The organism is Bradyrhizobium sp. 191, from assembly GCF_023100985.1.
GTDB classification, from domain to species: Bacteria; Pseudomonadota; Alphaproteobacteria; order Rhizobiales; family Xanthobacteraceae; genus Bradyrhizobium; species Bradyrhizobium diversitatis.
Genome location: NZ_CP064692.1, coordinates 7,705,760 through 7,729,516, shown reverse-complemented (window position 1 = coordinate 7,729,516; position 23,757 = coordinate 7,705,760). Strand labels below are relative to the sequence as shown.

Annotated in this window: 30 protein-coding genes and 1 pseudogene; 3 read left to right on the top strand and 28 right to left on the bottom strand. The window is 65.0% G+C overall.

Translation table 11 applies throughout. From position 1 onward, the window contains the following. Nucleotides 1-5: 5 nt before the first annotated feature. Nucleotides 6-377, bottom strand: a complete 372-nt coding sequence (locus IVB23_RS36370; RefSeq protein ID WP_061880598.1) for a hypothetical protein — start codon at nucleotides 375-377, stop codon at nucleotides 6-8. A gap of 10 nt (nucleotides 378-387) precedes the next feature. Further along, nucleotides 388-690 carry a type II toxin-antitoxin system HigB family toxin gene (locus IVB23_RS36365; protein ID WP_061880562.1) on the bottom strand — a complete coding sequence of 101 codons (303 nt, stop codon included), beginning with the start codon at nucleotides 688-690 and terminating at the stop codon, nucleotides 388-390. A gap of 146 nt (nucleotides 691-836) precedes the next feature. Between IVB23_RS36365 and IVB23_RS36360 the strand changes: the two genes are divergently transcribed. Further along, on the top strand, nucleotides 837-1,400 hold the full coding sequence (locus tag IVB23_RS36360; RefSeq protein ID WP_247801855.1) for a nitroreductase: 564 nt from the start codon (nucleotides 837-839) through the stop codon (nucleotides 1,398-1,400). A 63-nt stretch (nucleotides 1,401-1,463) separates the two neighbouring features. After that, a complete protein-coding gene (locus IVB23_RS36355; protein WP_247801853.1) occupies nucleotides 1,464-2,732 on the top strand; it encodes a serine hydrolase domain-containing protein in 1,269 nt (422 codons plus the stop codon). Here IVB23_RS36355 and IVB23_RS36350 read toward each other — a convergent pair. Further along, on the bottom strand, nucleotides 2,718-5,180 hold the full coding sequence (locus IVB23_RS36350; protein WP_247801852.1) for an EAL domain-containing protein: 2,463 nt from the start codon (nucleotides 5,178-5,180) through the stop codon (nucleotides 2,718-2,720). The genes IVB23_RS36355 and IVB23_RS36350 overlap by 15 nt on opposite strands. 820 nt (nucleotides 5,181-6,000) lie before the next feature. On the opposite strand from IVB23_RS36350, the gene IVB23_RS36345 reads away from it, so the two are divergent. Further along, nucleotides 6,001-6,963, top strand: coding sequence for an IS110 family transposase (locus tag IVB23_RS36345; RefSeq protein WP_247801851.1), 963 nt, complete (start codon nucleotides 6,001-6,003; stop codon nucleotides 6,961-6,963). 831 nt (nucleotides 6,964-7,794) lie between these two features. Here the strand turns inward: IVB23_RS36345 and IVB23_RS36340 are convergent. From IVB23_RS36340 to IVB23_RS36220, 25 genes and pseudogenes are all read right to left on the bottom strand, one after another. Then, nucleotides 7,795-8,604: a DNA adenine methylase gene (locus tag IVB23_RS36340; RefSeq protein WP_247801849.1), complete on the bottom strand. Its 810-nt coding sequence runs from the start codon at nucleotides 8,602-8,604 to the stop codon at nucleotides 7,795-7,797. Nucleotides 8,605-8,769: 165 nt separating this feature from the next. After that, nucleotides 8,770-9,540, bottom strand: a complete 771-nt coding sequence (locus tag IVB23_RS36335; protein WP_247801848.1) for a phage minor head protein — start codon at nucleotides 9,538-9,540, stop codon at nucleotides 8,770-8,772. Beyond that, a pseudogene (locus IVB23_RS36330) lies at nucleotides 9,533-11,136 on the bottom strand (DUF935 domain-containing protein). Before IVB23_RS36330 ends, IVB23_RS36335 begins: the two are co-directional and overlap by 8 nt. Next, nucleotides 11,136-12,770, bottom strand: coding sequence for a terminase family protein (locus tag IVB23_RS36325; protein ID WP_247801846.1), 1,635 nt, complete (start codon nucleotides 12,768-12,770; stop codon nucleotides 11,136-11,138). Before IVB23_RS36325 ends, IVB23_RS36330 begins: the two are co-directional and overlap by 1 nt. Further along, nucleotides 12,767-13,270 carry a hypothetical protein gene (locus IVB23_RS36320; RefSeq protein ID WP_247801845.1) on the bottom strand — a complete coding sequence of 168 codons (504 nt, stop codon included), beginning with the start codon at nucleotides 13,268-13,270 and terminating at the stop codon, nucleotides 12,767-12,769. Before IVB23_RS36320 ends, IVB23_RS36325 begins: the two co-directional genes overlap by 4 nt. After that, nucleotides 13,267-14,094, bottom strand: coding sequence for a hypothetical protein (locus IVB23_RS36315; RefSeq protein ID WP_247801844.1), 828 nt, complete (start codon nucleotides 14,092-14,094; stop codon nucleotides 13,267-13,269). Before IVB23_RS36315 ends, IVB23_RS36320 begins: the two co-directional genes overlap by 4 nt. Beyond that, nucleotides 14,091-14,708, bottom strand: coding sequence for a DUF3486 family protein (locus IVB23_RS36310; RefSeq protein WP_247801842.1), 618 nt, complete (start codon nucleotides 14,706-14,708; stop codon nucleotides 14,091-14,093). Before IVB23_RS36310 ends, IVB23_RS36315 begins: the two co-directional genes overlap by 4 nt. Before the next feature lie 6 nt (nucleotides 14,709-14,714). Beyond that, nucleotides 14,715-15,011, bottom strand: a complete 297-nt coding sequence (locus tag IVB23_RS36305) for a hypothetical protein (RefSeq protein WP_247801840.1) — start codon at nucleotides 15,009-15,011, stop codon at nucleotides 14,715-14,717. After that, nucleotides 15,008-15,382 carry a hypothetical protein gene (locus IVB23_RS36300; protein ID WP_247801838.1) on the bottom strand — a complete coding sequence of 125 codons (375 nt, stop codon included), beginning with the start codon at nucleotides 15,380-15,382 and terminating at the stop codon, nucleotides 15,008-15,010. Before IVB23_RS36300 ends, IVB23_RS36305 begins: the two co-directional genes overlap by 4 nt. A 3-nt stretch (nucleotides 15,383-15,385) precedes the next feature. Continuing rightward, nucleotides 15,386-15,571, bottom strand: coding sequence for a hypothetical protein (locus IVB23_RS36295; RefSeq protein WP_247801837.1), 186 nt, complete (start codon nucleotides 15,569-15,571; stop codon nucleotides 15,386-15,388). Further along, on the bottom strand, nucleotides 15,525-16,121 hold the full coding sequence (locus IVB23_RS36290; RefSeq protein ID WP_247801835.1) for a hypothetical protein: 597 nt from the start codon (nucleotides 16,119-16,121) through the stop codon (nucleotides 15,525-15,527). The genes IVB23_RS36295 and IVB23_RS36290 overlap by 47 nt, the downstream gene beginning before the upstream one ends. Further along, nucleotides 16,118-16,978 (bottom strand): glycosyl hydrolase 108 family protein, encoded by an 861-nt coding sequence (locus IVB23_RS36285; RefSeq protein ID WP_247801834.1) that lies wholly within the window; start codon nucleotides 16,976-16,978, stop codon nucleotides 16,118-16,120. Before IVB23_RS36285 ends, IVB23_RS36290 begins: the two co-directional genes overlap by 4 nt. 20 nt (nucleotides 16,979-16,998) lie before the next feature. Continuing rightward, nucleotides 16,999-17,337 (bottom strand): septal ring lytic transglycosylase RlpA family protein, encoded by a 339-nt coding sequence (locus tag IVB23_RS36280; protein WP_247801833.1) that lies wholly within the window; start codon nucleotides 17,335-17,337, stop codon nucleotides 16,999-17,001. A 156-nt stretch (nucleotides 17,338-17,493) separates the two neighbouring features. Beyond that, a complete protein-coding gene (locus IVB23_RS36275; RefSeq protein WP_247801831.1) occupies nucleotides 17,494-17,904 on the bottom strand; it encodes a helix-turn-helix domain-containing protein in 411 nt (136 codons plus the stop codon). After that, nucleotides 17,901-18,152 (bottom strand): hypothetical protein, encoded by a 252-nt coding sequence (locus IVB23_RS36270; RefSeq protein ID WP_247801829.1) that lies wholly within the window; start codon nucleotides 18,150-18,152, stop codon nucleotides 17,901-17,903. Before IVB23_RS36270 ends, IVB23_RS36275 begins: the two co-directional genes overlap by 4 nt. Before the next feature lie 3 nt (nucleotides 18,153-18,155). Then, on the bottom strand, nucleotides 18,156-18,749 hold the full coding sequence (locus IVB23_RS36265) for a GcrA family cell cycle regulator (RefSeq protein WP_247801828.1): 594 nt from the start codon (nucleotides 18,747-18,749) through the stop codon (nucleotides 18,156-18,158). Then, nucleotides 18,746-19,471: a regulatory protein GemA gene (locus IVB23_RS36260; protein WP_247801826.1), complete on the bottom strand. Its 726-nt coding sequence runs from the start codon at nucleotides 19,469-19,471 to the stop codon at nucleotides 18,746-18,748. Before IVB23_RS36260 ends, IVB23_RS36265 begins: the two co-directional genes overlap by 4 nt. Before the next feature lie 3 nt (nucleotides 19,472-19,474). After that, nucleotides 19,475-19,948 (bottom strand): hypothetical protein, encoded by a 474-nt coding sequence (locus IVB23_RS36255; protein WP_247801825.1) that lies wholly within the window; start codon nucleotides 19,946-19,948, stop codon nucleotides 19,475-19,477. Next, the gene (locus tag IVB23_RS36250) at nucleotides 19,945-20,328 is read right to left on the bottom strand and encodes a hypothetical protein (protein ID WP_247801824.1); all 384 of its coding nucleotides are present in this window, start codon (nucleotides 20,326-20,328) and stop codon (nucleotides 19,945-19,947) included. Before IVB23_RS36250 ends, IVB23_RS36255 begins: the two co-directional genes overlap by 4 nt. Continuing rightward, nucleotides 20,325-20,894 carry a host-nuclease inhibitor Gam family protein gene (locus IVB23_RS36245; RefSeq protein WP_247801822.1) on the bottom strand — a complete coding sequence of 190 codons (570 nt, stop codon included), beginning with the start codon at nucleotides 20,892-20,894 and terminating at the stop codon, nucleotides 20,325-20,327. Before IVB23_RS36245 ends, IVB23_RS36250 begins: the two co-directional genes overlap by 4 nt. 6 nt (nucleotides 20,895-20,900) lie before the next feature. Further along, nucleotides 20,901-21,269 carry a hypothetical protein gene (locus IVB23_RS36240; RefSeq protein WP_247801821.1) on the bottom strand — a complete coding sequence of 123 codons (369 nt, stop codon included), beginning with the start codon at nucleotides 21,267-21,269 and terminating at the stop codon, nucleotides 20,901-20,903. Then, nucleotides 21,266-21,586 (bottom strand): hypothetical protein, encoded by a 321-nt coding sequence (locus IVB23_RS36235; protein WP_247801820.1) that lies wholly within the window; start codon nucleotides 21,584-21,586, stop codon nucleotides 21,266-21,268. Before IVB23_RS36235 ends, IVB23_RS36240 begins: the two co-directional genes overlap by 4 nt. Nucleotides 21,587-21,591: 5 nt before the next feature. Beyond that, complete coding sequence (locus IVB23_RS36230) at nucleotides 21,592-22,254, bottom strand: hypothetical protein (protein ID WP_247801818.1); 663 nt, start codon at nucleotides 22,252-22,254, stop codon at nucleotides 21,592-21,594. After that, nucleotides 22,251-22,913 carry a hypothetical protein gene (locus IVB23_RS36225; RefSeq protein ID WP_247801817.1) on the bottom strand — a complete coding sequence of 221 codons (663 nt, stop codon included), beginning with the start codon at nucleotides 22,911-22,913 and terminating at the stop codon, nucleotides 22,251-22,253. The genes IVB23_RS36230 and IVB23_RS36225 overlap by 4 nt, the downstream gene beginning before the upstream one ends. Further along, nucleotides 22,913-23,686: an ATP-binding protein gene (locus IVB23_RS36220; RefSeq protein WP_247801816.1), complete on the bottom strand. Its 774-nt coding sequence runs from the start codon at nucleotides 23,684-23,686 to the stop codon at nucleotides 22,913-22,915. Before IVB23_RS36220 ends, IVB23_RS36225 begins: the two co-directional genes overlap by 1 nt. Between the last annotated feature and the right edge of the window lie 71 nt (nucleotides 23,687-23,757).

The window sequence follows — 23,757 nt, the reverse complement described above, 5'->3', positions numbered from 1 at the left end:
GGCGCTCAAGCGGCTCTATCTTGCCCAACTTTGATGAGGGACTCGGCAGGAATGCCGAGCCCCACATGCAGGCGTCGGATCATGCTGAGCGTCAATTCGCGCCGCCGGTTAAGCACTTCGTGGACCCTGTTGCGGCTGCCAATGAAAGGAATCAGGTCCCTCGGCTGCAGGCCGCTCTGTTCCATATGATACTTGATGGCTTCGACCGGGTCTGGAAGGTCCAGCCGATAATGCTTCCGTTCCCACGCCTCCACGAGCGTCACAAGCACATCCAGCCGATCGCCCTCAGGCGAGTTCCGGCGCGCACTCATCAACGTCTCGATCTCCTTGAGCACGCGACGATAGTCCCGGTTAGACTTGATTGGCGCGATTTCCATCATCGACCTCTTAAATGGTTTGCGCATCGATTGCGTCGTACTGCCGATGTGTTCCAACAAAACGGACATAGACCACGCGGTATGGATAGTTGATCCAGACTACGACGCGATATTTGTTGCCGGCGACGTTGAAGACGACACGGCCATCCCTGAGGATACTGGCGGTTCGGATATCTCGCTTCACGTCCGCGGGCTTCGCCCAATCGGCCTGCTTTACCTGCCGAAACCAGGCCATCAGGGGTTCGCGGGCATCGGAGACCTCGCCCGCTCGATCGAGAAAAGCCTTGATCGTGCTGAGCGCGATGATCCTCATTCATGTCATCTTAGCATAGTCCCAACCTGGGACCACAACTTTCTGGCCGGAGCGCCAGCAGACCTCATAATCACTCTAAATCCCTTCCATTCGTCCTCTGGCGGGCCTATCTCCTGGCGAGAACAGCAAGCCACAAGGACCTGCCCGTGCCCGACGCCATCGAACTCCTGAAGACACGCCGCTCGGTCAAGCCGCGCGAGATGACCGGCCCCGGCCCCTCGCCGGCCGAGCTCGAGACGATCCTGACCATCGGCGCGCGCGTGCCCGATCATGGCAAGCTCGCGCCCTGGCGCTTCATCATCTTCGAAGGCGATGCCCGCCAGCGTGCCGGCGAGGTGATCGCGAGGGTCTTTACCCGGAAGAATCCCGGCGCGCCGGCGGCCGACGTCGAGATCGAGCGCAAGCGCCTCACCGATGCGCCGTTGGTGATCGGCATCGTCAGCTTCACCAAGCCGCATCCGAAGGTGCCGGCGTTCGAGCAGGAATTGTCGGCGGGCGCCAGCGCCATGAACATCGTCACGGCCGCCACCGCGCTCGGCTACGGCGCCTGCTGGCTGACCGGTTGGTTCTCGTTCGACCGCGACGTGCTGGACGGGCTCGGCCTCAAGCCGGACGAAAAGCTCGCCGGCTTCATCCATATCGGCACGCCGACCAAGCCGAGCGAAGACCGTCCGCGACCGTTCCTTTCGGAAATCGTGACGCGCTTTTAATCGATGTCTTGTTGACGACTCGAACGTTGCGCGGCTTAGATCCCGGCGGGGGAGGAAGCCCGGATGCGACGGCGTGAATTTCTTGTCGGGGCCGCAATGCTCGCCAGCTCGATGGCGCAAAGCCGTGCTGCCGATATTCCCGCCCCCTCGTCCGAGGGGCTCGACCGCATCACGGCGTATTTCGACAACGAGGTGACAAGCGGCCGGCTGCCGGGCGCGGTGGTCCTGATTAAGCAGCACGGCAAGCCGGTCTATCTGAAGACCTTCGGCGTGCGCGACACCAGGACCGGCCTCGCCATGACGCCGGATACGATCTTTGCCATCCATTCCATGACCAAGCCGATCACCTGCCTTGGCGCGATGATGCTGATCGACGAGGGCAAGCTTGCGCTCACCGATCCCGTATCCAAATACGTTCCCCTCTTTGCCAAGACCAAGGTGGGCGTCCAGACCACCGATCTGCACGGCGAGCTCGAACTTGACTTCGTGGCGCCGGTCCGTCCCGTCAACATCGAGGATCTGCTGCGGCACACCTCGGGTATCAGCTACGACTATATCGGAGCCGAATGGGTCGAGCATGCCTACAAGGCGGCCGACATCTTCGAAGGTCCTTTCAACAACAGGGAGTTCGCCGACCGGATCGCCAGGCTGCCGCTGGCGCGTCAGCCTGGAACGCTGTGGCGCTACGGCCATTCCACCGACGTGCTCGGCAGCATCATCGAGATCGTCTCGGGCCAGACGCTGTATCAATTCCTGAAACAGCGCATCTTCGACCCGCTCGGCATGAACAGCACCAAATTCGTGCTCGCGACCGAGGACGAGCTTGCGCGGATGGCGCGGCCGCTGCCGAACGACTTCATCCTGCTTGCCGGCGAACGCGATCGCCTCGCCCATCCCGAATGGCAATCCGGCGGCGGCGGCCTGCTCTCGACCATCACCGACTATCAACGCTTCTCGCAGATGCTGCTCAACGGCGGCGAGTTCGCGGGCAGGCGCTATCTCAGCCCGTCCGCGTTCGAGGCCATGACGACCGATCACATCGGACCGGGCTCCGGCGTCGCACGCGACTATTTCTATTTCCCCGGCGACGGCTTCGGCTATGGCTACGGCCTTGCGGTGCGGACCGATCCCGGCAATGCGAAACCGCCGCCGCCGGGCTCGCTCGGCGAGCTGAAATGGGACTCCGGCAGCGGCACCTATTTCGGCGTCGATCCCAAGCTCGACATGGTCTACCTCATGATGCAACAGACCCAGAACGAGCGCAGCCGCATCACACCGGCGTTCAAGGCGCTGGTTTACGACTGCTACCCGCCCCCACTACGCCGCCCGTGAGGTGCGCTCACCGAAATCGGCAAGGAGCTTTCCGATCTCGGCCGCGGGCCGCGCGGCACTGAACAGGAATCCCTGCACCTCGTTGCATCCTTCGGCGCGCAGCCAGTCGAGCTGATCTTCAGTCTCCACGCCCTCCGCAGTCGTGGTGATGTTGAGGCTGCGGCCGAGCCCGGAGATCGCGCGCACGATCGCGCCGCAGTCGGGCCGCTGCGCCAGATCCTTGACGAAGGAGCGGTCGATCTTGATCTTGTCGAATGGAAAGCTGCGGAGATAGCTCAGGCTGGAATAGCCGGTGCCGAAATCATCCATGGAAATGCCGACGCCGAGCTCGCGCAACTGATGCAGGGTCGCGAGATTGGCCTCGGTCTCGGCGAGAAAGATCGACTCGGTGATTTCGAGCTCGAGCCGCTTCGGCGACAGGCCGGACTGCGCCAAGGCCGAAATCACCACCTGAACCAGGTTGCGGCTGCGGAATTGCGCCGGCGACAGATTGACCGCGACCTTGACGTCGGCAGGCCATTTGACGGCCTCGGCGCAGGCCTCGCGCAATACCCACTCGCCGAGCTGGATGATGAGGCCGATGTCCTCGGCAACAGGGATGAACTCCGCCGGCGAGATCATGCCTTTGTCGGGGTGATGCCAGCGCAATAGCGACTCGAAGCCGGAGATGCGGTCGGAAGCGATCGACACCAGCGGCTGATAGTGCAGCTCGAACTCGCCATTGGCGAACGCACGACGCAGGTCGAGCTCCATGTCACGGCGCCTCTGCGCCTGGAGGTCCATCTCGCGCTCGAAGAAGCGGTGGACGCCACCGCCATCGGACTTCGCCCGGTACAACGCCATGTCGGCATTGCGCATCAACTCTTCCGGCGTCGTCCCGTCGCCCGGCGACAGCGCGATGCCGATGCTGGCGCCGATCACCATCTCCTGCCCCTCGAGATCATAAGGTGCCTTCACCATGTCGATCAGCAAGGACGCGCAGGCGCTGGCCTCGTTCGGCGAGACGTCGGCGGCCAAAATGACGGCGAACTCGTCACCGCCGAGCCGCGCCGCGAGATTGGCGCCGCGGACCGCGGTAGTCAGGCGCCCGGCGACCTGCTTCAGCAGGCAATCGCCCACCGGATGACCGAAGGAATCGTTGATGTTCTTGAACAGGTCGAGATCCATGTAGAGCACGCCGACCCGTTTTCCATCGGCCTGGCCCAGCGCCTGCTTCAGGCGCTCCTGGAAGAACTCGCGGTTCGGCAGGTCGGTGAGCCCGTCATGGTGCGCCATATGGGCGATGCGGGCCTCGGCCTTGCGCCGTTCTGTGATGTCGACCACCGCCACCAGATAGCCGTCGCGATCGTCGAAGGCGACGCGGCGGCCGAAGGTGAGCACCTCGATCTCGCTGCCGTCGGCGCGCAGATGCCGCCAGTTGCGCGAGGAGTGATAGGCGTCGCCGAGGCGCTCCAGCGCTTCGGCGTGGCTGTCCCACTCGTCCTCCGGCCAGATCTCGTGCAGCTTCATGCGCAGGAAGGTGGCGCGGCTGTAGCCGTAGTGCTGAACAGCGGCGTCGTTGACGCTGAGGAACGCCTTGGTCTGCGCGTCGAACACCCACATCGGCATCGGGTTGTTGTCGAACAGCAGGCGGAACGAGGCGTCGCGCCGCTTCAGCGCGGTAACATCGGAGATCGTCAGCGAAACCACGTCGGCGAAGGCGATCGCGCTGAGCCTGAGGTCGCGTCCCTCGCTCTCGATCTCGAGCTGTTCGCCGCGGCCGCTCAGAACGGCCTTGAACAGGAATTCCATCACCTCGGGCGAAGCCAGCAGCGTGCCGCCCTCGCCGATCCGTCGCCACAACAGGCTTCCGCTCGCAACCTTCAGCAGTGCGCCCGCGCTCTTGTTGTGATGCACGACCTGAAGATCGAACGGCTTGCCACCCGCATCGCGCAGCATCACGAGGGAGACCACCGCATCGTCGGTCGAGGAAAAGATCGCGTCGAGGAGATTGTATTGCGCGCCGCGCTCGTTGACATAGGCGCCGACCAGCGTCGCGCCCCAGCGCGAGGACGTCGGCAACGCCAGCACGTCGTAGGTCCTGACCATGCCGTCGCGCACGCAATGCGCTCTTCCCCGGTGCGGCCGTCCGGTCGCAAGCGCGCTCGCCGCGGCTTCCGACAGCGCCGTGGCGCAATCGGGCGACAGCGCGGCGACGGGAATGTCCCAGGCTTCCTCGCCGAGCCATTTCTGCACGTAGCGTCCGCTGCGCGACAGTTCGAGCGCGCCGTCGTTCTTCAGCAGCGCGATGTGGTCGGAGAGCCGTCCGAGGCTGCCGAGCATCACGTCCTCATAGCGCGGCAGCCGCTCGCCCGGCTTCAATGCCGCATGCCATTTGCGCTGAAGCACCGGGATGTCGTCAAACATTTCGGTGGCCGGCTTTCCCGGCACCCTCTTCGCGGCATTCATGGCAGTCCCCAACGCACTTTGCCGGCGCATCCAATGCAGACGCGCTTAACGACGTGTAAAAAGCGCGCAGGCGCGGGTTCCATTCGGCGATTATGACAGTTTTAAGTCAGGCGTTGGTTAGTGGGCGTTAGAGACTATGACAGTTGTGCAAAGGCGATGCGCTCGTGTCCCGGACGCGGCGCAATGCCGCAATTGCATGGGCCCCGGCTCTGCAGCGCATCGTCGAAGAGACGCAGCGCTGCGTCCGGGGCACAAGAGCGGAGTGTTCGCGCGCAACTGCATCAACGCCGTCATTGCGAGCGCAGCGAAGCAATCCAGAATCCCTCCGCGGAAAGACTCTGGATTGCTTCGCTGCGCTCGCAATGACGGAGCGTGGGGCGGCGGACATCGCTCTTTCGATTCGCATCTCACCTGCAGACACATCTTCTCGTTCTCGCGGCTGATCTCGCCCGAGCTTTGCCTGGTCGCTTCACCCTCAAATGAAAGAGGGCGCAGGGAAGGCCGGGAGCCCGCTGGCACCCGAGGTCCACTGTGCGGAATCTGCGTAACAAGAAGCTGCACAGCGGCATACAGGTGTAGCCAGGACATCCCGGCCTTCCCTGCGCAGTGGTTTTACGGCTTATGTCGTGATCTTGTGTCCGCAAAATCTGCCAGGATGTGACAACGGGCGGTTCTGACCAACCACCCGTCGCTGGATCCGAGCCCGTTCGTGCTCAAAGGCCTAGAGCCTGTCGGGGAGCGTGGGACGGATTCGGCGTGTCTTCCTCAACCCGAACAGTTGCATGGGCTTCGAGCCCGAACCGAGCAAGGAAGGGAGTGGATGATGGCACAAAACAGTCGCGTTGTCGTCGGGATTGATGTGGCCAAGGACGAGGTGGATGCATGCATTCGCTCGCTGTCGCAACGGCAAGCGTTCCCGAGCGGTGCGAAGGGGCGGCGCAAGCTGGTCGCCTGGCTGCGCAAGCACAAGGTCGACAGAGCGGTGATGGAGGCGTCCGGCGGCTACGAGCGGGACTGGGCCAAGGCGCTGCGCGAAGCCTGCTTCGCGGTGCGGATCGTCGATCCACGGCGAGTGCGTAACTTCGCCCGATCGGCGGGGCGGCTCGCCAAGAACGATACGATCGACGCGGACACGATCGCCTGGTTCGCTGAGACGTTTGAAGATGCGCCGAGCCAAACCCACGATGCGGCGCGCGAGGAGCTGGCGGCACTGGTCAAAGCACGCAAAGCCGTGATCGATCTGAAGACCCGCTTGCAGAGCCAGAACGAGCACGCCGTGCCGGGAGCGGTGCAGAAAGCCCACGCCCGCGTCTTGAAGGGCCTGGATGCTGAGATTGCCAAGCTCGAGGATGCAATCGTTGTCACGGTCAAGGCCACACCGGCATTTGCCGCGCGCGCCGAGATCATCGAGAGCGTGCCGGGCCTCGCCGAAACGGCCTCTGCGGTCCTCATTGCGGGGCTCCCGGAACTCGGGACGGTCCGCGAGGAGATCGCCGCCGCGTTGTTGGGCGCTGCGCCTTATGATGACGACAGTGGCAAGCGACGTGGCGAGCGCCATATCAAGGGCGGCCGCCGCTGGGTACGCAACGCCCTCTACATGCCCTGTCTCGGCGCAGCCACCCAGAACAACCCGGTGCTCAGGGCGTTCTATCAACGGCTGATTGCCAAGGGCAAGGAACCGAAAGTTGCGCTCATTGCCTGCATGCGCAAGCTGATCGTCATCCTCAATACGATGATCGCCCGCGGCGAGAAATGGGATCCGAGCCGCTACGCGTTGCGGTGAGCTGATCGAGCGCGCCCTACCGCGCTCGGTCCTCGACCGAGCGCATGCCAAGCCGACAGACCGGCGAGCGGACGGGGTCAAGGCCGTCAGCCGCCAAAGGCGGTGGCGCGTCCAGCGCCAGCCTTGAGGCCGGCCGATCGGCGGTCTACCTCAGCACAGTTGCTCCCCGGGGAGCGATGCACTATTGCCCCCGTCGCCTTGCGGATGACTGACGCTGCGAACCCGGTCGGGCCGCAACGTCACCGCAAGACTTGGCGCACAGACCCCGGGCGCCAGGACCACACGATTTTGCCGTACGCTGATGTGACGCGCAGGTTCGTATGACACCTCCCGGGATCAGCCGGGATTATCCGGGAAACGGCGGGAAGTTATTGAAACGCAAGGGCTTGGGCGGCCCTCGGCGCGAATTGACGGCAAAGGCAGCGCGCAAGTTCAAATGTCACCCTTGGGCGCCGCTGCGGGAAAAACGCCCCGAAATCTCCGGTTCGGCTGGCGAACATGGAATCAAATCAGGCCTCTGCGACTGGCGATTCCAAGTTCGGCCGAACAGCCGTGAAGCCATTGCAACTCCATAACTTTCGGCGAAGCCATCGATGTAGCCGAAGGGCAAACTCGGAATCGGAACCTAGAAGTATCCGGGAGCACCAATTCCCTTGATTTAGCGCAACGTCTCCCCCCGTCCGCGGCTGATCATCCGCCTATGCAGGAGCCCGACAAACAGGCTGACGGTAGGCGCACCAAGCCATCGCGCACCGACGAGGCAATACGCATGATTGAGGAGTACGCCGCCGATCTGCGTGAGATCATCAGGAAGCTGGCTCCTAAAGCGCACTAGCGCCTCCATCGGCCCGCGGTGATGATCAGCTCCCGCGCCTGGTGCGCCTTGTTGCTGCGGGCGACCGAATAGGTCAGCCGCACCGGCCGTAGGCGAAAGCCCGCGAAGGTCTTGCGGATCTTCGGGACGTCGTTGATCGACATGATGAAGCGGCCTTTCAAGGCCCTTAAAACCTCCGCCATCTGCGCATATTCCGAGCGCTCGAACAGGCCGGCACCGTAGTCCTTCTCGCCGCCCCAATACGGCGGGTCGAGAAAGAACAGCGTGCCCGGCCGGTCGTATCGGGCAATGAACTCGGCCCAGGGCAAGCACTCGATCGTGACGCCGGCGAGCCGCTCGTGCAACTCGTCTAGCATCGGCGCGAGCTTCGCCACGTTGAAGCGCGCGCCGGCCGGATCGACGCCGAAATTGCGGCCAGCGACCTTGCCGCCGAAGGCCGTGCGCTGGAGGTAGAGGAAGCGCGCAGCGCGCACCAGATCGGTCAGCGTCGACGGGTCCGTCGCCTTCAGCCGCTCGAACTCCGCGCGCCCGGTGATCTGCCACTTCAGCAGGTCCATGAAGGGCACGTAGTGGCGCTGCAGGATGCGGAAGAACGTCGCCACGTCGCCAGAGCGGTCGTTGATGATCTCGCCCTTCCTCGGCCGCCGCCGGCGCAGGAAAACGCCACCCATGCCCACGAACGGCTCGGCATAGGTCTCGTGCGGAATCCGCTCGATGCTGGCGACGATCGTCTTCGCCAGTTGCTTCTTGCCGCCGATATAGCCCGCGGCCGGCTTCACCGGCTTGTAGACAACTCTTGAACCCATCTCTTCGAATCGCTCCGGCCCGCCTACGGTCGCCGCGCTGCGCAGCAGCGGCGGGTCGGCGAGGACGGTTTCTCTCGTCGTGCGGGTCAGTCTGCCAGGATCGGCCCGCGGTTGGCAGCGTTCGCGCGCTGTCGGCCCCCGCCACTTCCATGCCGGAGGTAACTCTCATTCGTCCAGCGCCTCATCGAGGCTCGCCGGCATCTCGCCGGGCCGGTAGGCGAAGCCTGGATCGATGCCTTCGGGCACCGAGATCGTGCGCGTGCTGCCGTCTGACAGCGGCACGGTCTTCTCCACCATCTTCGACGCCGGTGCCTCGTCGGAAACCTTGTAGCCGTAGCGCCGCAGGTCGTCGTCGGAGAGGCTGTCGACCCAGCAATGGCAGCCCCAGCCGTTCGGCGGGTAATGAGTCTGCCACCATGGATGGTCGACCGGCAGAATCGTGCCGTGCCAGCTCTCGTGCAGCGGGCGCGGATATCTCTGGCCTTCGAGATGACGATAGATCAGGTACGGCCGCGTGCGCTTGACGCGCTGGATCTGCTCCCACCGACCGGCGGCGTAGGCCGTCGACATGTTGGTGTCGAAAATGACGCGGCTGCGCCAGCCCCGCGAGCCATTGTAGCTCCAGCCGTGGTCCTCGACGATGCGATCGAAGTCTTTGCGGAAGGTCTCGATGGTCTCGCCTTGCTCGATCGCCTTCATCACGGCGTCGTGGAAGTCCGTAACCAGCGAATCCGTCATCGCACCCGCGACGGTGAAGCTCGCCGAGTGCTCCTGCTGCCAGAGATCGGTCCAAGTCGCGGTCGGAACGTTCGCTTTTCGCCTGAGGAAGTCGATCGCCTCGATCGGATTGACGGCAAACGGCAGCACCTCGGCATGCAGCGATGCCCATGAGCAGCCGCAAGCGCGCGCGATGGTGTTGCCGCGGTACTTAAGCATCCGGAATCTGTGCCCGGCCGGTCAAATTCGCGAGCGTTCGTGCCATCCGCATCAAACCGGCAAGATTCCGCTCGGCAATACCGGGTTTCAGCTTGCGCAGTTCCTCCTGCACCTGGTGCAGCGACGTCGAGCGCTCGACGACAGCGCGGACTTCGTCGATAACGGCGTCGGTGCCCGGTCCGCAGAGACGTTCGGCCTCTTCAGTGAGCGCCGCAATCGGATCGTGCGTCTCCTGCATGCGCAAAGCCGCGTGCAGCGCCGGCGCGCTCGGCATTGTCTCGCCCGGAAGCGCAAGCGAAGGCGCCTGAGACGGCGCAGCGAGCAATTCCTCGCCGTCCTCCGGCACGGGTATGCCGAGGAGATCGTTGAAATAGGTCTTCTTGACCTTCAGGCCCATCGGTACAAGCTTCACCGCGCTCTCGACCGTCAGTTTGACGTCGGTGTCTTCGGAGCGGCCGATGCGCAGGCGCGGATAGGCCTTCTGCGCGCCGAATTGCAGGTCGATACCTGGCCGCACCAGGTCGCGATTGAGGATCGCGCTGAGAGCCTTCGCATCCGCGCGCTCGATGTCCTCTTGCACCTGCCGGTGCTCCTGCCCGACAGCATGCCCGCCGGCAATCGCGTCGGTCGTCGCAGTCTGGCCGAGCACCGCCTTCGAGACCTGCTGATCCAGCCAGTCGCAGCGCTTCTGATAGAGGTCACTGCCAGGTCCGACGTTCTTCGATTCGATGAACTCGATCGTCATCGTCTCCGGGATGATCGCGGCGCAATCGCCGGCGATGTTGGCGACGGCCGTGAACAACGTGTCCTTGTCACCCTGCGAGGAGCCGGCCGGATACTTGCCAACTCGCACGGGCTGACCGAAAGTTTGCGTGAAGATCGTCCAGTCCCGTTGGGTGAAGGCCTTGAACATCCACGCCCACGCAACCAGGCGCGAGAGGCCGGAGCGGATCGGCAATCCTGACTTGGCACGGATGACCGTGGTGATGAACTTGAACGGCGCGAGCGGCGTCTCGCCGGACGATGTCATGGGCAGGGTGCCGACGCCATCGGCGCTGTAGTCGCCGAGCAGCAGCGGCGTCTCGCCGTCGTTGCGATCAAACCGGAACCAGCGCGGATCGCGCCAGGCGAGCTTCTTGATCGCCCAGTCGCCCTCCGAGGTGTCCCAGATGATCTCGGTGATGCTGATGCCCTTGCCGATGGCATCGAGCATGTCGAACAGCTCGTCCTGAACGTGTCGCGCTTCAACACGCCTTCAACCCAGGCCGCATGCGCCTTCGCTTCAGCGGTGTCCTCGGCCGGCTCGACGGTAATGTCGAGCTGAGATACCTGACGCTTCCGCGTGCCGAGCACGCCCGCATAGTGCAGGTCGCGCTCCTCGATCTGCTCGGCCATCTCGAAGAAGCGCAGTGGGTCATAGGCGTCGGCCGCCTTGAGGATACTGGCAAGCCGAACCGGATTGAGACCGTCGGCCGGATAGCCGGAAATCGGCGAGCGCACGCTGCCGACGCGCGGGCCGGCGATCTCCTCGGTCAGCACCTCGCGCTGGATGGCGCGGCCGAATTGATCGAGGATCGGTGACGTCTTAAGGGCCATCAAAAGCCTCCTCGAATGCGCGCGCCGAGCGGCGCCTTCCACCAAGCGCGGCCGGTGTCGTTGTCCTCATCGCCGGACGGGTCCTCCGGGTCTTTCGTCGCCGCCGATCGGTAGTCGAACTCGACCAGCTTTGCGCGGGTCTGCGCATAGGCGAGCACCAGGGCGATGGCGACGTCGCCGTGCCGTTTCTTGCCATCCGCGCCCTTGGTGCGGACATCGGGCACGCGCGGCACGCCCTTGATGGTCTGCACGGCCGCGAGATCGTCAACGCCGTCCGCGTCCTTCGGCAGCAGGATGCTGCCCTCCTCGAACGCGCCCTTGAGCGGCGGGAAGTTCTCCAGATACCACTCGGTCGACATCTTGACCTGCTCGATTCGGAGCGGGCCGTACTTCTGCGCTGCGACCTCGGCGAGATAGGCGCCGTTGCCGGAAGCGTCCATCTTGCCGCCGATGAAGCGTGGCAGGCCGTCGCACAGATAGAACAGCACCTGCCGCTGCTGCTCGAACGGAATGTTCGACATCTCGATCCAGAACGGCACGGTGCGCCGCAGCGTCTTGCCGATCTCGATCGGGATCAGCACCGAGAGGTCGACGTTGCGCGCGAAGTCCTGGCCGAAGCCGTGTTGCCGCTCCTGGTCGAGCTTCTTCAACAGCGGTTCAAGATGCTCCTTGCACCATGCCAGAATATCGGCCTCGCGGCGCTCCTTCGGCAGGAAGGTGAACTCGGCGGGCCGGGACAGCCGCAGCACCGGCGCGTCGAGCACCATGCGCGCCTCGATCAGCGTGCGGGCCAGGTAGACGCCGCCACCTTCCGAGGGAACGCAGAACAGCTCCTCGTCGGCGGCATCGCCGTAGGAGGCAACGATCTCGGCGCGCCACTTCGCTTCGTTCTCCGGCGTCCATTCCTTACCGGTGACGAGGCAGATGCGCTGATAGAGCCCGTCCTTCAGAGCGTCGTCGAAATCGTACTTCTCGACGTGGTAAGGCTTGCGGCCCGCGCGCGCGTCCTCGATCAACTTGTTGAAGGGATTGGCGACGCCGAGATGGGTGGAGATGACCAGCACCCGACCGCCCCACATCAGCAGCGCGAGCGCCGCCTTCATCATCGCGTCGAGATCGTCGTGGAACGCTGCCTCGTCCAAGATGACGAAGCCCTGCATGCCGCGCAGCGAGCGCGGGCGCGACGGCAGCGCGATGATCTCGAAGCCGGAGGCGAAGCGGATGCGGAACGCCTGGATGTTGCTGTCGGGGTCGCCGTCGTCGAAGACGAACTCCTGCACCTCGGTCGCGGCTTCCTCGAAGCTCTTGGCCCACATGCCGCAGACGTCGATGAACTCCCGCGCCATCTCCTTGTTGTAGCCGATGTAGAACACGTCCATGCCGCCGGCCGACTTGACGGCCGCGGCCGTCAGCGCGGCATCGGAGGCAACGCCCCAGGTCGCGCCGATACGGCGGGACTTCTCGCAGATCGTGACGGCATGCTCCGACGTCGAGCGAAGCAGCCGCTTCTGATAGTCCAGCAGCACACCCTCGATGCCGCCCGCGTCGCGCGCGAGCTGCGCGCCGACGGCAAGGCCAGCGCGCCGCGTCTCTGCCCATTCGGCGTCGGTGATGGTGCGGGCGGAGTCGGTCACTTCGCACCGCCGCCTTTGATCGCGGCCGTCATGTGCTCCGGCAGGGCACGGCCGCGGCTGTCATCCTCTTCGATATCGGCCCACTTCGGTTCAGCGGCGAGCAAGCGACGATCCAGACGCTCGCGCTCCTGTCGAATGCGGTCAGCCGCTTCCGGCGATCGGAGCGAGCCATAGAGATGGTTATCCGGCGTCCACGGCCGCCCGGAGATCGCCTCGACCAGGCCGATAACGTCGCCGCGCGTGGTGACGTGGCGGAGGTGTATGAAGCGATGATAGCGGCCGGCAGCGTCGCTGCGCAGCCAACAGAACCACTCGGTGTCTCCGAAGCCCGGCGCCAGCTCGATGCCGAGATCCTCATAGTCGGTCAGGCTCGGCTTCTGCCGAAGTCCGCCGCCAAGCCACAGCAACCAGTGCTTGGCGTTCTGGCGTTCGAACTCGTGCCATTTGAAGCCGACTAGCTTTAGCCAGTCCTCGGTAATCAGCTCACCGGCCTCGCTCATGACCAGTTCCAGAAGCCCTGCGCCCCAGCGGACGGGATCGGCTGGGCAAACGGTTTGACGTCCATCATCGGCCAGCCATAGAGGTTGTGGTCGAGCCGGCCGCTGTCCGCGATTGCAGTCCCCTTGAAGATGTCTAGAACGCTGCGGGGCTCGCCGATCACTGCCGTGCCGAGCGCGACGCTAAGGGGCGCGATCTGGCTGAGATCGGCGTCCTTGCCGCGCGCCTTCAAGGCCGCGCGCAGTTTCCAAATCAACGGCCGCGCGATGTCGTCCTTGAGCGCGCTTTCCCCGCCGTCGATCCGCCGGAGGATATCGTCAAGCTCGCCGATCGGCGGCCTCCGCGCGCTGGCGTGGACGACGATGCGCTGCCCGACGAGCTTCGCCAGCGCCGGCTTGTCGGTGAACTTCCATTTGCGGAACTCGTGGGGCTTTGCACCAAGCATCACGAGCGTCGCCCACGGCTGATAGATCGTGAGCGCTTTGGTGCCTGCTGGCAGGTCGAACCTCTTGAGGCCTTGCTCCGCCTGCTCGACGACGCGCTTCGCCTCGCGGTGATTGTCGCTGATGCGGCCCGTCGCGCGAAAGCTCGCGTAGACGGCCGACTGGAGTGGCTTCGGGACGAGGCGCCAATGGCGCGGGCACATGTAGATGCCTTGCGGCACCGTCGTCTTGCAATTCTCGATCGGGCACTCGTGGCTCATGTCGCATCTCCCTCCTGACTGAAAGATGTGGTTGACGACGAAACGGATCGACGCCGCGACGCCGATCCCCGCGAAGACGATCCAGAGCAACAGGACCAGGGCGCCGCGGACGTTTTCGCTCATGACGTCTTCCTTTCGATGCCGAGGATCTTGCTCTTGATCGCGTCCACGGTGTCGGCGGACAGGCCCTTGACCTTCGCCACGGTCTCCACGGCCTCGGTGGCCTTGCTCTTCAGCTCGGTCTCGATCTTTCGCCGGCCGTCCGCGCTGATCCGCTTGGCTTCCTCGGCGTGCTTCAGCGCGCGCGACGTAAACATCAGCATCTCAGCGGTGCCGCCGTCGGCCGCGAGCTCGCCGGCGTTGCCGAGCATTTCAGAGATCAGCGTCTTGATGGTCTCGGCCACCATCAGCGTGATCGAATTGTCGCCGGCCTCGTCCAGCTTCGGAGCGATGATGGCTGCGATCTCGCGGGTCTCCTCCAAGCGACGGCCGAGCAGCGCCACGCGCATGGCGGTCCGGTTGAAGGCCGAACGCGAGATCTCCGGCACTTCGGCGCTGGCATCATGCGCCAGTGAAGCGGCTCTCAAACGGGCGTTGAACTCGTCGAGGATCTCGAGCTGGCTGAGCTTGCGCTCCTTTAGCTGCTCGAACGCCCAGACCTTGGCTTCGTCCGCCCAATCGGGCAGCTTGTCGATTTCCGACAGCCGGCCGCGGCGCGCCTTTGCATGGTGAGCCATCGGGCGTCAGCCCTCCGGCGGGCTGGGACGCTTGACGCCTTCGATCAACAGGCGCCGCTCGACGTGCTCGACGCCCTTCGGCGCAAGCGTAACGATCCAGACGGTGCCGGCGCTCGTCTTGGTCAAGGCGCTCATGTCGGCGAGCCAATCCAGCTCGCCGCGAATCCAGTCCCGCGTCTTGGCGATGCCGAAGGACTCCAGAACTTGCTGCAGCATGCTGTCGTTCGAGGTGTAGTTCGACTGGTTGTGCAGCTCGCGCAGGATGATCAGCCGCGCGTGCTCTCGAATGATGTCCCGGCTCATCGGTCAAACCCCGCCTGTTCCAAAATCTTCTCCTGAAGCCGATCGGCAATCGATGCGATCGGGCGGATGCGCTCTGAAAGCACGGCGACATCGCCCGTCAGCTTGCCGATCATGCCCTGCAGCGTCGTCACCATCTGATGGTCAGGAAGGTGGTCCATGTTGGTTTCGATGCGCGTGGCGCGATCCTCCAGCAGGTCCAACTTTCCGACCGCGATGGCGACGGTCTCCGTGCTGGCCTTCTTGTCGATCAGCTCCTGCAGCTGCGTGAAGCGCTTGTCGTTATCCTTCGAGCGGCCTGTGACGATCGCGTAGAGGAACGAGGCCACCGATACGGCGATGGCGACCCACGGCGCCCAATCGTTGACGTTCACGCTTCACTTCCCTTTGCTGAGCCGCTCGCGCTGCCGTCTCTGGCACTCGCGCGAGGCGTCGATGTTGGCGTTGGTTTCACCGAGCGCGACGGCGTATTCGCCGACCTTCTGCCACGGATCGCTTGTCTCGGTGACGACGGGATCATCGACGTTGCCCGCCAGATCCTCGCAGGCGCGCGACAATGCCACGCTTTGGCTTGCTCGCGCCGGCGCCGGATCTCTGCTTTCGACGCTGGAGGTCGTGCACCCACTCGATGACGCCAGCACGAGGAACACAAGCGGCAGCGTTTGGATCGCTGCCGAACTTCGCCTGATACACACTGAGCTTGCTCCTTGCCTCTTGCGCCTCCGCATCGGCGTCCGCCTTGAGGTCCGCCGCATCGGCTGCGGCGCGCACCTGGTTGCCGAGCTGGAACTCCTTGAAGGCGAGATCACTTCTGACGCGCTCCAGCTCCGCCCGCGTCCGCTCCGACTTGACGCCGACCAGATAGAGCAGCGCGGCGAAGCCGATGATGGTGACCAGCGAGGCGGCCCTGGTGAAGGCCGCGGCCTTGGGAAACACCATCGCGACGAACGGCAGATGCGCCACGGCGAAGCTGACCACGACGATCGCGGCGATCACGACCAGCACGGGCGGCGACGTGGCGATCTGCCAGAACACCTCCGCGCTGAAACTGTTGGCGGCATCGAGCGCGGATACCACCCAGGCGGCCGGATCGAACCAGATGAACAGGGTCATGCCGGCTGCCCTTCCGGTACGTCCGCCCGGATCTCGCCGTCGATCGCCTGCCGCGCCTTCTTGGCCTTGAAGCTCGACCACAGCGAATAGAGCAAAGCCCCGACGCCGGCGAGCAGGCACAGGATGACGATCGCCGTGTAGATCTTCATCAGCCAGTCGGACGCGCCGGCGATCGGCTCGATCTGGTCCTTCACGCCCTGGAGCATGGTGCCGACGGTGCCGGAGCCGACGCCGCCCTTGACGGCATCACCGGCGTCGATCGCCGGCTGCGCGACGTCGCTGGCGTAGGCCTTGGCGTCGCCCTGGGCGAGATACGCCTCGATCGGCTTCGGTCCGACCGAGCCGGTCGCCCAGGCCTGACCGATCTGCTTGGCGTTGGCGACGCGCTTGCTCCAGCCCGCGCCGAAGGTCGACCAGGTCGAGAGATGCTGCAGCATGCCGAGCCGCAGTGCGCAGATGTCGCCAACTAACCTGTCATGATCTGGATGCGCGTTGAGAGCCGCGAGCGTGGCTTCGCCCAGGTGGCCGTCGCAATCGTTCATGCGCAGCGCGCGCTGCAGCCACTTCACCGCCTGGAACGGGCCCGAGTTGACCGCCGAGTCGAACATGACGAGATCGACGCCGGCGGGCAGATCGTCGCCGCGGACCGCATTCCAGTACTGGATGCGGAAGATATCGTCGCGCTCGCGCTTCCATTCGGCGGTGCCGCGCATATCCGGCGTCAACGCCCGGCGCGGCTTGCCTTTCCGGTCGCGATAGCCGTCATAGACGCGCTGGATGATGCCTTCCAGCGTCACGCCGCCCGGATCGCGCTTGTGGTTCGACCAGCCGCCCTCGTAGCGCAGGATGACTGGCATGCACTTAGCGAAGTCGGTTCTCATTCGAGCATCTTTCCGAGCTTCTCGATGATGACGTGCACGCGACCGGCGTCGATCATGCGCAGGCCGCGTGCGGAGCCCCGTGAGAGGTCGATGTCGACGCCGGTGGATTTGGCGGGACCGCGGTCATTGACGCGGCAGATGACGCTCCTGCCGCGCCAGTGCACCCGCACGAGCGTGTCGAAGGGAAAGGTCCGGTGGGCGCAGGTGAGATCGTCGGCGTCGTAGGTCTCGCCGTTCGCCGTGTAACGGCCGCTCTCGTCACCGTACCAGGTGGCGACACCGGGATAGATCGTCTCGGCATGGACGGGCGCGGCAAAGGCCAGCGCGAGGGCCACGCATGCCCGTTTCAAAGCTCGTTTGAATGAAGGTTGAAGCAAGCTGGCCCCCGGCTGAGGAGGCCACAATCCCGGAATTGCTCGGAATTACCGACCCTGACAGGTGTCAGGTCGGTGATGATCCGGTCCGCTACTCTCGCACAGCCGGCGCGGAAGTCAAAGCAGCCTGCCTTGCTTGTCGTTCTTCGGCTTGCCATGCCGAGCGCGATGCCGGTGCACGGTGCGCTGGGTCAGGCCGAGCGTTTGCGAGATCTCGGTCGACGACTTGCCCTCTCGATCGAGAGCATGGACGCGCTCGGCAACCGAGCGGACGAACTGCCGGTAGGTTCCGCCGACATGCAGGGGAATGTCGATACGCTGGCCGCGGCCATCGACTTCGAAATGCGCGCAGATCTTTCGGGCTGTCTCGGCGCCGACGCATTCGAACAGCCACTGGCCCTCGTGCAGCGCCTTGACGCTGGGGAAGTACACCCGCCGCCCGCCATGCTTGGCGGCGATCATCAGGGCAGCGGTCTCACCCGCCACCTCCGCGATCTCCGCCAGCACGCCGGGCAGGCTCTCGGTCATCGTCGGGCCTTCATCCGCTTGGGTTTCATCTGCGGCGTGAGGACAGTCACGACGACGCCCTTCATGACGACGTAGTGAAAGCCGTCCGCGGCGATCGTCATCTCGCGCGCGCCGAGCTGCTCGGCCGCGCCGGCGGCGCGATCGAGGGACTCGGCCAGGTGCCGGCGCAGGCCTTCGACATCAAGGCCGCCGACACGCTCGATGAAGCGGAGCAATGCATGGTCGCAGACGCGCAGCGGGCGGGCCATGGCTCACCTCGCGCGCCAGGGCGCATTTGGTGGGGCGTTCAGGAAGGCGGCTCCGACGGGCTTGCTCGGCCGGACGTCGCGTTGCCGCGACCGGACCAGGTGCGACGGGCAATAGGGAATTCCCTCGTCATTCGCCTTCGGCGCGCCACAGAAGAAGAAATCCGGCGTTTGCGGATCTCCGACCGGCCAGTGACAGCAGGCGCTATCGAGCTGGGCCAGCGTGCGGCGCTGCTCGGCCGGGATCTTCTGGTCGGCGATGCTCGGCGGCGGCGCCTCTTCCGGCGAGGGTTTCGGTCGCACGATCGACCTACGCGAAGATGCGTCGGCGATGCGTTTGCGCCGGCTGGCACGGGCCTCGCCGGCAGCGCGGCTCGCTTTTCTGTTCGCCTCGGACAGGCCGCTGCGATGGACCTTTCCGATGACGCCGTTACGGCTGATGCCCCCAATCTCGCGAGCGACCTCCGCCGCCGAGAGGCCGCTGTTGAAGAGCGCGATGGCGACGCGGGTTCGCGTTGCCGTCCAGCCATTTTCGCGCCGTGCCTGGTCGAGATCGCCGCCAGCGATGTCCGCGCGTGTGGTCGTCGCCCCGCCGATCATGCCGGATCTCCCGCTTGCTGGTCGCGTCGCGCCAGCGCGCCGCGGAGCTTGTTGCCGAGCGATTTCTGGACTTCGTCGTAGTCGCGGCTGGACATGGTTTCCCACGGCCGGTTCTGGCGCACGATCTTGCCGGCGTAGAACTGGAGATCCTCCATGGGGTCGACGGCCTGGCCGACCGCCTTGACGGCGCCGATCGCGATCAGCCGTTTCCATTGTGCGTCGAGGATGGCGCGCTTGCTGGCGATGACGCGGCCAGATTCGGAAAGGTCTGCGAGATCCTTGCCGGGCCAAGCGACACCCGCGCTGCGTTCGAGCCACGCTTTCAACCCCTCGATCGCGCCCGTAGCGACCTGTGCGTTCTGCAGAAAGCGCGTGTGGGATACGCCGGTCTGGCGTTCGAGGAAGGCCAGCATGGCGCGATCGGTACGATCCCGCACGATGCCGAGATCGTGGCCGGCGATCCACAGCGCGCGGAGCTTGCCGCCGATCGCGCTGTCGAGGCCGGCGACCGCGCCGCGGATCTCCGCCTCGCCGGCGACGCTGCGCAGGTCCTCGATCACGCGGGCGGCCTCGCTGGTCGTCAGCTCCTTGGCGGAGCGCTTGCCGTTGGCGCGCCGTGCGAGGAAGTCGCGATAGGTGTCGTCGTCGAACTTGGCTTTCGCCTTCAGCACGTGGATGGTCGAGATCATCGACGTGGTCGCGAGATGGGCAGACAAGGGCATGGGTTACTCTCCTGTTGAACTTTTCCTGGTGGTGAAGCCGTTGGGACCGCGCCGGCCTTTCGGCACGATCGCGAGTTCGAAGCCGAGCACATTGAGCGCGGCGTCGAGGGCATCGAGCTGCGGCATGTGATGCCGGCGCCAGCTGACGACGGTGGTGCGGCAGACGCCGGCCGGCGCCGCGATCCGCTCGCAGGAGGCGCGCTGCTTCTTCATTTCGAGGAACAACCCCCGCACCAGCGGGTGAACGTGCCGCTCGGCCACGTCGTCGGGCCCTTTGGCGACGCCGATGCGCCGCTTGGCCTGGAAGGCCGGATCGAGATTGCGAGCCTTCAGCTCGGCGCTCTTCGCCATGCGCCGTGCCTCGGTCCAGCCGGCACTGCGGCGCGCCTTCGTGAGCACCGTGGTGTTGAGCGCCGTCATGCGCGCGGCCTGCGCCGCGCGCCGCTCCGGCGTCCAGCCTGCCGACGTACCGCTCATGCTGCGACCTGGCCTTCGGCTTCGTCGAGCAGCAAGGCGACCGCGTCGACGACGACGTCTTCCGGCTTCTCGCCGGTGCCGGTGCAGTAGCGTCGCAGCGCAGCATCGAGCGCAAGCGGCAGCTCGTAGCCGCCGGTGCGCGGGCTGGCCTTGTCGAGCACCGTGATCGAGCGCGCGCGGCCAGGCAGGAAGGTGATCCAGCCGCGCTCCTGCAGGGCGCGCAGAACCTCGGTGACGCGGCCGGTCGATTTGAAGCCGAACATCTTTGCAATCTCCCTGTAGCTCGGTGGTTGACGGTGTTGGGCGATATGGCCTTCGATCGCCTCAAGGAACTCGCGCTGGGCCGTGGTGAGCCCGATGCGGATCGGTGCCTGCGTCATGCCGCCGACTCCGAGATCTCGGCGCCGAACGGCTCGACCTCGAACATCTCGCCGCCCTTCGGGATCGAGACGCCGGAAATCGTGCGCGCGAGGTCCGGGTTCTTCAGCATCGCCTCGCGGTCGATCTCGACCTTGACGCGCAGGAAGTTGCCGTAGGCAGCCTCGGTCGCGGCATCCTTCTTCGCGACCGCCGCGGCCTTCTTCTGCGTGATCAGCTCGATCACGCCTTCTTCGCCGCCGCTGATCTTCACCTTGGGCGGGTTGTGGCGCCACTTCACGGTGCCGGTGCCGAAGTCGACCGTCTTGGTGCCGCTGTTGCCGAGCAGCTGCTGCCGGTTGGCCGCGCAGTACACATGCAGGCCCTTGTAGATGTCCTCGGCCTTCTTCAGGTACGGCGCGGCGAGATCCTCAGCGGCCTTCTTTTCGTCCGCCAGCTTCTGCTTCAGCTCGGCTTCGATGCGCAGCACCTCGATTGCCGCGGCGCCGTACTCCGAGATCATCGCAGCCGCTTCGTCGCGGTTCTGCGGAATGCGGACGTCGGCTGCCGCGGCCTTAGCTTTCACCATGGTGGTCTACTCCTGACTTTGGGTTGGGACGGTGGTGGGCGAGCGGCCGAAGCCGAGCGCCTCTAACGAGGCGCCGACGACGGCGATCTTTTCGCGGGTTTCTCGGAGCAGCTCGGCGCGCGCGGCGCTGCCGCGCGGCTGCTCGTCCATGAGGTCGGCGGTCTTGAACATGTCGTAGGTCATGTCCGCGACGTCCTGCAGGCGCAGCAGGTAGGCCGCCATCGCGATGATATCGACGGTCGAGGCCTGCATCGCGAAGCGCTGCTTGGCCTGGTGCGAGGAATGGCCGGTGATCTGTTCGGCCACGGCGCCGGCGTCGACCGCAGAGATCTGCGCGGCGAGCCTGCTCTCGACGAGTTCCGCGGCGGTGCTCACAGTGCGCCTCCGTCCGGCCTCTGACCTGAGAGGATGCGGGCGACGATCCGGTCGAGCCGCACCTTGGTGAGCGAGACGACATTCGGGCCGCCATCGGCGCCCATGTCGATCGGCACCACGTTCGAGGCGGGCAGCTCGGCTGCTTGTGCCATCGCGTCGAACGTGTCGTTTGCGATGCCGAGCTCCATCAGTCCGACGCGGGCCATCGCCGAGCGCAGCTCGCGCTTGAACTCGGCGGCCTCGTAGGTCGTCATCGGCGCGCGGCCGGTGATCATGGCGTCGAAGCGCTCATAGAGAGCTTGCAGTTGTCTGGTCACGCCCATCATCGTGCACCGTCCGTGATGCGCGAGTTCGGGCACTTCGCAATTCCGCCGATGCCGCGGCAGGAGCGATAACAACGGCTGCTGGCCTCGGAGGAGAACGGCGGCTGCACCTTTTGCAGATCCAGGCATTGGTCCCGCCCGATCTCGCCGTAGACGGGGCACATGACTTTCGCGCCGAGCAAAAAGCCGCGAACCTTGCCCTCGATCCGGGTGACGTCGCCGGCGTACTTCTTCGACAGGACGGTCGAAATGGCCGCCTGCGAATAGTCGAGCTTGCGCGCAATGCCGGCCAGTTTGATGCGGTCAGCTTCCTCGGCGAGCGCCTGTATCCAGTCAGGCAATGGATCGCCCCAAGCACCCTTCGCCTTCTCGACAAAGGTCCCTGGATGCCGTTGGGGCGCTTGAGGTGCTGCAGTGGGTACTTTGGTCCATAGGCGTCCGTTCCCAAGAGACGCTCGTGCAGCAGCTTCTACCTCCTGGGTGTTCGGGTACTTGTTGCGTAGCACCGCCGAAACGATTCCCGGCGAGTATCCAAGGGTCCGAGACACGGACTTGGCGCCGACGAGATCGGCGTCACGCGCGATCGCTTCGATCCAGTCCGGAAGCGGATCGCCCCACGCCACTTGCGCCTTTTGCACAAAGGTCTGCTTCTGATGCCTCACGACTTCACCTCCCTTGCGATCGGCGCGCCGCCCATGAACTTCTTCAGGTTCGGGTCCCAGACCGATTTGCCGTTGATGTGCTTGAGGATCGGCGGCAGCGGCCCAGTGTTCATGCCGGGCTTGAGCCGCCACGCCGCGGCGCCGCCGCCTCCGTTGACACCGCCGCGCCGCGTCGTTCGGGTGACAGCGAGATAGCCGGCGCTGTGCAGCTGGCGGACGAACCGGCCCGCGGTCTGCTTGTCCGGCTTCACGTCGTCCGTCGTCGCGGCGAACATCAGCTCAGCCAGGTTGAAGCCAGCTGCGAGGTTGCGCATCGCAATCCAGAGCTGCTCGTGCACTGTCGAGCCCGGCACCAGACTGCCGTCGGGACGCAGCCGCGGCGCCTTCGGCGGGTGCTTCAAGAGCTTGTATAGCGGCGTCGGGTACTTGCCCTTGATGGCGTGGTGCCTGGTCCCGATCGCCTCGACGTAGCCGGCGTTGACCAGCGCCGTCAGGTATTTCGAGATGCACTTGACCGAGACGTTGCTTTCGCCGTCGACGTCGGCAACGGTGAAGCAGCCTTGCTGCTTGTCGAGCTTGAGCATGATCGCCCAGAAGCCTTCGTAACCGCGCGGGACGCGGACCGGAAGGTGGGCTGCCTGGAAATGCTCCTTGTGCATCAGGCGACCCTCAGCGTCCGGCGCGGAAACTGCTCGATGTCGCGTTGCGCCGGCGGCTCACCGGTGTAGAAATCCTGGCTGCCCCACAGCTTGAGATCGAGCGCCTTGTGGCTGCGGTTGCGCGCGTACTCGGCCGCCTTTTCGAGATTGACGACGATGCGCCGTGCCCGGCCGCCGGAGCGCCGGCGGATGGTATCGAGCAGATCGTCATCGATCCTCACCTTCGGCACGAAAGCGTTGGCGAGCACGCGGGTGTCGTCGAGATCGCAGGGTTGAGCCGGAAACCAGTCCAGCACGCGGTTGTGCATCCGCTCGACCGTGAGCAGCTTGGCCGGAAGCTTCTCCTCGCCGATCAGAATGATCGGGATGCCGGATTCCTGCTGAAGCTCGCGGATCACCTCGATCATGTTCTTGTCGACCAGCTTGTCGGCCTCGTCGACGATCAGCGGGCGCGTCGTATCGGCGCCGAGCGATGCCTTTGCCAGCTCGGCCAGGTCGGAGGCACTCCAGCTCTTGCGCACCGTCTCGCCGCACTCCTTGAGGATGTGTCGCAGCAGCGTGCGGCGCGTCCAGGTCTCTCCGACCTCGATGCGGCGTGCCTTCACCTTCATCTGCACGAACATCGAGGCCCAGCTCTTGCCGAGACCGGAGGGGCCGTGGCAGACGCCGAAGCCAGGCAGGTGCGGTGCGCGCTCGATCAGCTTGGTCGTCATCGCCATGAAGGAAGCGACGTTCTTGAGGGCGACCGGGCCTTGTACGTTTGTGTTTGTCATGGAGTCCTGACCTTCCATTGGTGGTTCTAAGTGTCTGTCCGGGAACATCTTGAATCATCGGAATCATTTGT